The organism is Mesobacillus sp. (genome assembly GCF_047739415.1).
Classification (GTDB): Bacteria; Bacillota; Bacilli; order Bacillales; family Cytobacillaceae; genus Mesobacillus.
In genome coordinates, this window is sequence record NZ_JBIQOE010000220.1 from 1 (window position 1) to 9,392 (window position 9,392).

Genomic DNA, 9,392 nt, shown 5'->3' on the forward strand with positions numbered 1-9,392 from the left:
GGTTGTTCGTTATTTTATTCATGTTCATTTCATTGTATAATTATTTTGAAAAATATGGAATTATTTAAGGAGCTTCAAAAACTAATCACCGAAATAAGGAAATTTTATGAAATTACTAAAAATAATATACTCTGAAGCAGATTTAGTGACTCAAACTATCTTAGAAAATCACTTTGACATGAATAATTCAGAAAGAGAATTTGATGTTCATGATGCAGCTATAGTGGGGCTATTTGAGGATATGGTAGGGAAAACTAATTCCCTTCTTGTATTATTAAATAATCAAAGTTTTAATGGGGCAGATTCATTAACTAGAATGATTATGGAGAATTTCATCTTTTTAAAACTCATTTTTCAAAGAGATTCAAATAATCGTGCTAGGTCATACTTTTATTCTTTAAAACTTAGACAGATTAAGTTTTTTAATACAATGATTGAACAATCATTAGTAGGTAGTGAAATTAGGAAGTACCTTTCACTTAGCATTGATAACCTATATAAAAAATTCCCTAAGTTTGCTGATAATGCTTATTTAGAGGATATTGAAACAGGTTTTATAGACAGTCTAAATCACAAAGATAAAAATCAGAAGTGGTACAATGTTACTGGGAAGATTAATAATTTTCGTGCTTTATGTAAGTACCTTGGTTACGAAAAAGAATATATACTTTTATATCAAACTTTTTCTAGTGAAGTTCATGCATTAGAGGCAACTAATTACTTTAAATTTGATCATGGAATTGTTGAGGTATATAGAAAAGGGGGTGAAATTAATACACATGTGATGGTTATTTCGAATTTCCTAATTGAAATTATAAGAGAAATGTATTCCTATTATGAACTTAAGAATGAGGTAAGTAAGTTTAATAATAAAATTGCGATTAACTATAAATTAATTAGAGGTACATAAATATAATTGTATATCCGAATGCAGTAATCTATTTAACATTGCGTCACTATGTACCGAATTCCTGGCCCTATAATAGAGCTTTTTCAGATAGTATATTAAACTGGCCTTTTCCCATTCTCTCTTCAACTAAACTCCTATCTATAGTTCAAGAAGAATACGTTTCTTTTAAGTAAGTTGAGATGACTTGTCTAAACAACGACTTTTCTTCAAGGAAAGGGTGATGATTGCTTTCATTAAAAACAATTATTTGTGATTTTGGTATTTGCCTTACTTCAATTTCCATCTTCTTTAAATTTACAAGATAAACAGTATTATTTTCTGTAAAAGAATCGGCGAATTAATCGCCTGTATGATTAAACTCTGAATAATGGTGAGTGACGCAAGTTGGATTGCCCTCTCCTTAACAAAAACCTCAAATTTTCCGCGTGCGGTATCAATTATTTTTGCTTCCCAGTAGGACATTGCTAAATCTCCTTACCCTCTTAGTTATCTTTACACTAAGTCTTGGATCCGCTTCTTCCATTACCTATTAAGTAGTGAAATGAAAATAGAATTTACTATCCCTGAAAATGCATTAGAAGTTCCATGACATATCCAACTTGCTAAAAATCCGTACTTTAAATATACAAAGCTAAACAGTATCCCCGGTATGAAATAGAGCGGAAATGAATAAATGTCAGGCCCATGAACCAAAGCAAAGAAAAATGAAACCAGAATAACCCAACTACTAATGATTTTTTTATCATTCATTTCAAACACTCGGTAATATATTTTATTTGCTACACTTTCTATGAATATAAAAGGTTTAAAAACTTTTTTATTCACATGTTTCTTAGTTACGTGCGACTTTTTTATGAACGTATGATATAGCGCAAGATACGGCAAATATACAATTAGAAAGAAGCGGAATAGAAATTCTTCGCTAAAAGGTCCTATGATTCCTATTAATAAAATCTCGCCAGCGGTAGTAAGTTCCTGATGCCCCATATATTGAGCACTACCAATGGAAAATGGCTCTTTATCAAATAATGTAGGAAAGTAGAAATAGGAATATACGAAAAAAAGCTCCATTAATGCTAATAGTACGGGCAACATAATCACTCGATCAAAAGCTTTGACTCTAATAAACTGTGCGTAAAACTGCTTTCTTAGATCCGGTGAAGCAATCCAGAAATAAATTAACATAATAGAAGGCCCAAGAAAAATGTCTATATCGTTATCAGAAATACCTAAATGAAACATATCGTTCAAAAACATAATTGTTAGCATTAATAATAAAGATGCCAAAAAAAATAAAAATACATTCTTTAAAAATCTCATGATATTTTCACACCCAATGTCCTTTTATACATAGGTATGAAGACAAGCTGTTGTATATAACATTTAATTTCACTAAATAAATCTTATCTAGCTGAATTATTAGTAACAGCAACACGGTGCTAAGTCTATAAATAACTAACATTGAGTCATCATTGGAGAAACCAAAATAGCTGTCGAAGCAGCTAAAGATGTTCATCAACCGCATCCGATTAGGAGTAGAATGTCTCATAATAAATTCAAAAGAACTCTGCCTTTTGTTCTGCCTCCTTTATTTGCTATAATAAATGCAAAGGAGAGGTTTGTATGATAGAAATTCTTTTTGACCATTCTTATGAAGATGATTACTATTATCTCTCCACAATCACTGTCAATATTAAAGATCCTATAGAAAAAGAACGAATTGAACGATTATTAAAGGAATGTAACCTAGAGGGCATGATTGAATATCCGGATAGTTTATTACGTAAAAGAATCGCAAAATTTCTTAAAGTAGATGAAAATCTGATTGATTTTGATACAAATGAAATCGACACATAGTTAGAAATTTTTCCCAAAGCTCTTGAATAAGGAAGCTTTTATAGTTATGACGCATCCTCTATTTCTTCTTCGATAATACTGTTTAGCACAATAGCAGTTGCTATCGACAACTCTTTCTTCAATATTCGCACCCTATAGTTTAAGTGTAATGGCTCACATATCTGATTTTTTGGTAACATGAATAGTTCTCAGGTAAGTATAACTGCAATAGTATGCGTCTCCATCTCCAGCAACCCATCTCATTGTTGGATAATTACCTTTAAACCGGAAAACAAAACAAAAGGAGCAGAAACCTCCAAGAGTTCACTGCTCCTTTCCAATCAACTATTTATCGTTTCCTTTAGCCTCACTCTTGAAAGAACACCCGCTAGGAATGGTAGTAATGCAACTAACCCAATTGCCCAATTGACACCTAAAATATCTGCAATGATACCTGCCATTAATGCACCGAATGCATAACCGCTATCACGCCAGAAGCGATAGACTCCCATTGAGGAAGCCCTCCACTCCGGTCCAGCCACGTCGCTTATCGCAGCCTGCAGTGTTGGATAAACCATTGCAGTTCCAAGTCCCAGTAGTATTGCCCCTGCAATCCACAACCAATATTGGTCAGCAGCGAGAATGAACCATAATGCAGCAGCTTGTGTCCACATGCCATAAGTAATCAGAACTTTTCTGCCAATCTTATCACTTAATGTACCAGTGAATAACTGAAAAATGCCCCAGGCTGCCGGATATACCGCTACAATTGTACCGATTTGCCCGACAGTTAATCCAGCAGCTGTGAAGTAGATTGGAAACAGACCCCAGGCCATTCCATCCTTCAAATTCGTGGATAAACCCGCAAAGCTGATGCTTGATAGACTTTTATCCCTCCAAGTTGTCAGAGCAAATACTTCCTTTGCCGATCGGGTCGGTTCAGAAGTTCCTGCTCCACTATTCTTGATTTGAAGCTTTAAATGCTCTCCCGTATCCTTAACAATTAATGATAGCAGAATCCCGACCACTACAATGCCGATTCCAATATAGAATGGCTCTGGTCTTAATGAATAGGATGAGGCAATATAACCCGAAACGGCAGCCATGATCGCTACACCTGAATAGCCAGCAAACTCATTCAAACCTACTGCGGTACCGCGCTGGTTTGCCTTTGATATATCGATTTTCATATTCACCGTCATTGACCATGCCAGTCCCTGGTTAATCCCGAGCAGGATATTCGCTACAATAATGACCCACCATGCATGTGCAAATATAATTAGGATTGGCACGAAAAGACCTACAGACCAACCGAGTAATAAAACTTTCTTACGTCCAAGCCGGTCCGCAATTTGTCCTGCGAAATAGTTTACAATTGCTTTAGAAAATCCAAAACTGATTATGAAGGATAATGCAGCACTGGCAGATGCCAGACCGAACTGTTCCTCCCCCAGCAAGGGAAGAACAGTGCGCTCAATCCCGACCATCGAACCAACAAACAGGTTCGTCACAACCAACAGGACGAATTGAATGATGTTTTCCTTAATTCCGATTTTAGGTTGCATCAATTTAACCTCCATGAAGAAAGCCTGAAAAAATTCAGGCTTTTAATTATTACTTTCCTTGATTCTCTTTTCTCATTTCCTTAAAATTCTCCGGCTGTGGTGGAACATTTTCCGTCATGAACCGGACAAATTCATTTTTGTCGCCTTTTTGCAGGGCAAGATTGAAGCGCTTTTCAAAACCGATAGTAGAGGATGGCTTACCGCTCAGACCTCTGCCGCAAACCGAACCAGAAAATGCACCTGGGTATACTTCAATATGTTCATCCAGTTCCATCAATTTCTGAAGGCTGTTATATAGGTCATCTGCACCTTCTTCAAGAGAAGAAGCCAATTCCGTACGGCCAGCATCGCCGACCATTAAAGTATGACCTGTCAGGACAAACCATGGTTCCTCCCCTCTTCGTGTATCCGTCACTACAATTGAAATATGTTCCGGAGTATGGCCAGGAGTATGCAAGAAAGTCAGCTTTGTATTTCCTGCCATTAGTACGTCTCCGTCTTCTACTGCTGTAAATTCATACGTTGTATCAGCAGAGCTGTGAAGGACATATTGAGCTCCTGTTTTTTCTGCCAGCTCTCGAGCCCCGGATACATGGTCTGCATGTAAGTGTGTATCAATCACATATACAATATTTAATCCTAGTGTTTCTGCTTCTTTAACATAGAGATCGACCTCTTCTTTTAGCGGGTCGACAACCACTCCCTGGGAAAGACTTCCGCAGCCAAACAAATATGATGCTGATACGGGATTCAAGTGTAAATATTGACGAAATAACATTTTTTCTCCTCCTAATATTTAATGTTGGATTTGTTTCCACTCATTTATTCCTGCCTCAAGTAATGTGGCACGAAAACCCTTTGACTTTAAAAGCTCTACCGCTTCAGTCGCATAAACACAATATGGTCCGCGGCAATATGCCACAATTTCTTTATCCTTTGGCAATGAGTCTAGGCGGTCTTCAAGTTCCGAAATCGGAACTGATAAGGCATGAGGCAAATGATCATGCTTATATTCTTCAATTGGCCTTACATCCAATAAGGTGATAGCATTTCTTTTCAATTTTTCACCTAATTCCTCAAACGAGATAGGACTTAGTGAGTTTTCTCTTAGAATGTGACCCTCCCTTACTATATTTACATCTGATATGCGGTCCTCCGCCGTCCCTCTTAAAGCCAATACAAATATTAACACCTGTTCACTTGCCAATCGATAGATTACATAGTTTTTATCCTTTGAGTATGTGACAAGCTTCGCATCAAGCAAGGTTTGTAAATGTTTGGATGTATTAGCTATGCTCATTTGAGTGTCCGCAGCTAAAGCTTCCACTGTTTTTGGCCCTTGAGTTAGCAGGTCCAGCAGTTCAATTCTCTTTGGGCTGGAGATCGCTTTTCCAATCCGGGCGAACTCTCCGTATACGAAATCCTTAAATTCCCGAGCTTGTATATAGATCACCTCCACATCAAAAATTCAACTATTCAACTTATTAGTTGAATAATAACACATCAAATTATTATTGTAAATACCTTTGATTTAAACATGAATAAAACCATGCCATAGTTTTACCTTTTGGCATGGTTTTATGTTTTTTAAAGTTCGAAGTTACTCATTATTAACTCTACATTTACGTTTTAACGTATTCCATGTAGCTTTAGATTCAATAATATAGCATGGCCAGTTGTGATATCGTCTTATTACTTTTGCGCTGGAGTCCGGTTGAAAAATCGAAGATCTTTTTACAAGGAATCTCATCGTTCAAGGAAAACATGATCCGTCAGCATTTCGAGCACCATGCATGACTTTAGGCCTGTCTTAAATTCTTGTATTCTTATATGAATCTAAAAACCCCTTCATACCAATTATTGTCTACTGACTGTGAACATTATTGGAACAACTAATAGTTCCTCCCAGAAATCTATTGTCACATTCATTCATAATAACGTATTCTAGACTTCCATCCTTGAAAAAGACATTACTTTCTTTATCGCTACAGAAATAGGAGATGGTTTTCGTTTTTCTAATACTTTTCCTTCGAAAAAAAATATTTACATATCTTTTTTCTCAAGCTGTTTTTGTGAGGATAAAGGATCCAACTCAACCTCTAATTCCTCTTCTATTAACCCCTTTGTGGATCTCTTGAATTCCCTTAATGTTTGGCCAACTGCACGACCCAATTCTGGAAGTTTTTTTGGACCAAAAACAATAAGTGCAAGGACTAGAATTAATATTAATCCAGGTATTCCAATATTTGATATCATGATAACCCACTCCAATTCTTAAAAGGCTCTAATTGTAAACCTTGGGGTCTACATAGTCATAGAGAAAAATGATAGTTGTTAATCAACAGAACGTATTTATTAAAGAGTATGAATATCCGCATTCAATACATTCATCTATTTTAATAACTGGGTGGTTCTTATTAGTTGTTATAGCTTCATTGTTCCATACCAAGACATTTTCGACAATTGGAACGGGGCCTTTTAAACGACTACAAGTTTGGAAAATTTCAAACTGATAGTATAGACTCTCATTCCATCTGTCCAACAACCCCCTAGAATTTCACCCATTTTACCTTTTCTTTAAAATTACGAAAAGAAAGCTTCAATCCGTTCAGGAAGGCAGCTTCCCTTTCGCACAAAGTTACTAACAAAGAAACCAGACACTTTCCACCTAGACGAAGATGTGCTGTAAATCACAATTCCTGTTCCAGTTGCTGTTAAATAGATCTTTTAAAGATTAAACTCTTTGAATATTTACTCTAGTGTCATAATAAGATGCACTTCCGCCAATTGGATCACTAAGGGTTGTTCCTCTCAAATTGTCATCTAGCCTAAACAGTGGATTAGGATGTATTCCTAAACCTCTTACTTCCTCACCTTTTACAACTTCTCCATCGATTTGAATATCTCTTGCACCATAACCCCAATGACCATAATGCGTTGAAATTGCAACAACACCAGGGCGAATACCTTCAACGATTTTTACCTTACCAATGGTTGGTCTACTTTCATCCGCTGCAATTAAGTGTTCCCCTTTTGGATTGCTCGTTGATGTTACTAAGACCTTATCGCCATTATCTACCTTTAATTTCTTTGCATCCACACTATTTAATACGACAAAGTTTTCTGGTTGTAACGCTAGTTGTGCCCAATAGTTAGTTATAGTTCTTGACTGAGTACCAAAGACCTCTTTGTTAGTAATTAAGTGGAATTCTCCTTCATCATTTATCAAGTTTTCTGCCATGTCCATAATTGGAAGGTACTTTGGATAACCTGTAAAGTAATTACCTGAAATGGAATTACGAGAATCAGCAATCTCTTCCAAATATAATCTTGCAAGACCAGGGATTTTCTTTTTAATAAACGAGCCTTCATAAGCGTCATCACTTGATGCAAAACGGCCACCACGGTTTAATACATAAACTACTCTTTTCCACTCATCAGAAGTGAGAGTTTGTTGCCATTTTTCAATATCATAAACTGTCTTTGGGAGATGTCTATGTGAAGACTTAAATAATTCCATTTCTTCTGAATCTGCAGCTTTAACTAATTCACCTTGCTTATTCCCAGATGCAATATTAGCAACTAGTTTTAGATAGAAATCTTCCATTCTATTTAGATCTTTACCTGGCCCGAATGCGTCTTTACCAAATCCAGATAAGCCGACTTTCTCAGATATGGACATCATTAAAGCTTCTAAAGATATTGGAACTTCCTCTCCAAATACTGTTGCGTTCTCAGTTAATGGGGCAATTACTGGCTGTCTAACTTGATTCACTTTAACCCGGATATGGTGAGATTGTCCTGGCGTTGCCCATCTTTCTAAATAAGTTAAATCTGGGAAAATATAATCAACATATTGACTTGAATCACCAATTACAATATCACTAGCAATTAATAATGGTACTTTTTCAGTATCTAATAGTGTCTTTAGCTGTACATGACCACCAGGAAGTGAATACATTGGTGAATGGGATGAAATTAGGGCAGCTTTAATTTTATATGGATATCCGTCTGAAATGGACGGCCAAGTCTCCTGAGCCACGTTACCACTAAACGGATACCAAGGACGCTTAGCTGGATATCCTTCAAACAAAGTTGATTCTTCGTATTTCCAACCTTCTTTTGTTATTGGTACTCCAAATTTAGATAATTTATTTGGGTGTAGGTTTGCCATTGGATATGGTTGCCCCTCTTTATCTCCAATATAAGACCAACCACCGCCAGTATTAGAAATTCCACCTTGCCAATTCATATTACCAATTAGATGATTTAGCACTATTAACGCCTGACCATTATACCAACCATTAGTATGTTTGATAGCCCCTCGATAAAATTCTACTGCTGCCTTTTTTCCATGAGATGTAAACTCTTTAGAAATATCCTCAATATCTTTTTGTTTTGCTCCAGATAATTCTGCCCATTCAGCCAATTCCTTTGAGTATGCTTCTTCCTTTATTAGTTGTAGAGGAGACTTCACCTTAATTCCTTCTAAGTTGGTATCAACAAATAGCTCACCTTGTATTGCTAGATTGCTGTTTTCTGGATCAACCGCAGCTGGTTTACCATTACTTATTACGACAAATTCTTTTTCTGTGCCTATGCCAATTTCATTAGCTCTTAAATGCTTTGCAGCTCTACCGTCCTTTTCGACTTTTACTAAATAGGTCGCATTACTGTAAGATGGTTCATCAGAGTTTGTCGCTGCCAGTCTAGTTGCATTTTGTAGAAACTTTGTATCATATCTTTCATTCTCAATAATCCATCGAATCATACCAAGAGCAAAAGCTGCATCATTCCCAGGCTTTATCGGTACCCATTTCCAAGCCTTTGAAGCGACTTTAGTCAATCGTGGATCTACTACTGCAATCTTTAACCTTCCACTTTCCAACCCTTCAGTGATTGGTTCAGTTTCCTGTACTGGCCCGTAGTTTGCTTCAAATACAATTGATCCAAAAACCAATAAAAATTCAGTGTTTCTATGATCAGGTCGCGGAGATTTAATTCCTCCCGTCCACTTTCCTTCAAGATACTCTCTTGTTGAATGTACCCAAGCTTTATTACTAGTCTGACCACACAATGTC

The 9,392-nt window shown here is 36.4% G+C and carries 10 protein-coding genes; 2 read left to right on the forward strand and 8 right to left on the reverse strand.

Features of this window, described 5'->3' with window-relative positions; translation table 11 throughout:
• Positions 1-106 precede the first annotated feature (106 nt).
• Positions 107-910, forward strand: coding sequence for a DUF5677 domain-containing protein (locus ACH0QE_RS17750; protein WP_041965259.1), 804 nt, complete (start codon positions 107-109; stop codon positions 908-910).
• Positions 911-1,204: 294 nt separating this feature from the next.
• Here ACH0QE_RS17750 and ACH0QE_RS17755 read toward each other — a convergent pair whose 3' ends face one another.
• Positions 1,205-1,372 carry a hypothetical protein gene (locus ACH0QE_RS17755; protein ID WP_415801832.1) on the reverse strand — a complete coding sequence of 56 codons (168 nt, stop codon included), beginning with the start codon at positions 1,370-1,372 and terminating at the stop codon, positions 1,205-1,207.
• A 60-nt stretch (positions 1,373-1,432) separates the two neighbouring features.
• Positions 1,433-2,230: a CPBP family intramembrane glutamic endopeptidase gene (locus ACH0QE_RS17760; protein ID WP_041965258.1), complete on the reverse strand. Its 798-nt coding sequence runs from the start codon at positions 2,228-2,230 to the stop codon at positions 1,433-1,435.
• A gap of 303 nt (positions 2,231-2,533) precedes the next feature.
• Between ACH0QE_RS17760 and ACH0QE_RS17765 the strand changes: the two genes are divergently transcribed.
• Positions 2,534-2,767 carry a hypothetical protein gene (locus tag ACH0QE_RS17765; RefSeq protein ID WP_041965257.1) on the forward strand — a complete coding sequence of 78 codons (234 nt, stop codon included), beginning with the start codon at positions 2,534-2,536 and terminating at the stop codon, positions 2,765-2,767.
• A 320-nt stretch (positions 2,768-3,087) separates the two neighbouring features.
• Here ACH0QE_RS17765 and ACH0QE_RS17770 read toward each other — a convergent pair whose 3' ends face one another.
• From ACH0QE_RS17770 to ACH0QE_RS17795, 6 genes are all read right to left on the reverse strand, one after another.
• Positions 3,088-4,311, reverse strand: coding sequence for an MFS transporter (locus ACH0QE_RS17770; RefSeq protein WP_198135596.1), 1,224 nt, complete (start codon positions 4,309-4,311; stop codon positions 3,088-3,090).
• A 49-nt stretch (positions 4,312-4,360) separates the two neighbouring features.
• Positions 4,361-5,089, reverse strand: a complete 729-nt coding sequence (locus ACH0QE_RS17775) for an MBL fold metallo-hydrolase (RefSeq protein ID WP_041965255.1) — start codon at positions 5,087-5,089, stop codon at positions 4,361-4,363.
• 18 nt (positions 5,090-5,107) lie between these two features.
• Positions 5,108-5,764, reverse strand: coding sequence for an ArsR/SmtB family transcription factor (locus ACH0QE_RS17780; protein ID WP_415801833.1), 657 nt, complete (start codon positions 5,762-5,764; stop codon positions 5,108-5,110).
• Positions 5,765-6,354: 590 nt separating this feature from the next.
• Positions 6,355-6,567, reverse strand: coding sequence for a twin-arginine translocase TatA/TatE family subunit (gene tatA / locus ACH0QE_RS17785; RefSeq protein WP_041965254.1), 213 nt, complete (start codon positions 6,565-6,567; stop codon positions 6,355-6,357).
• A 478-nt stretch (positions 6,568-7,045) separates the two neighbouring features.
• Positions 7,046-9,157, reverse strand: a complete 2,112-nt coding sequence (locus tag ACH0QE_RS17790) for a molybdopterin dinucleotide binding domain-containing protein (protein WP_415801834.1) — start codon at positions 9,155-9,157, stop codon at positions 7,046-7,048.
• Between the two features lie 23 nt (positions 9,158-9,180).
• Positions 9,181-9,392: hypothetical protein (locus tag ACH0QE_RS17795; protein ID WP_415801835.1), on the reverse strand; the 212-nt coding region annotated here is incomplete at its 5' end.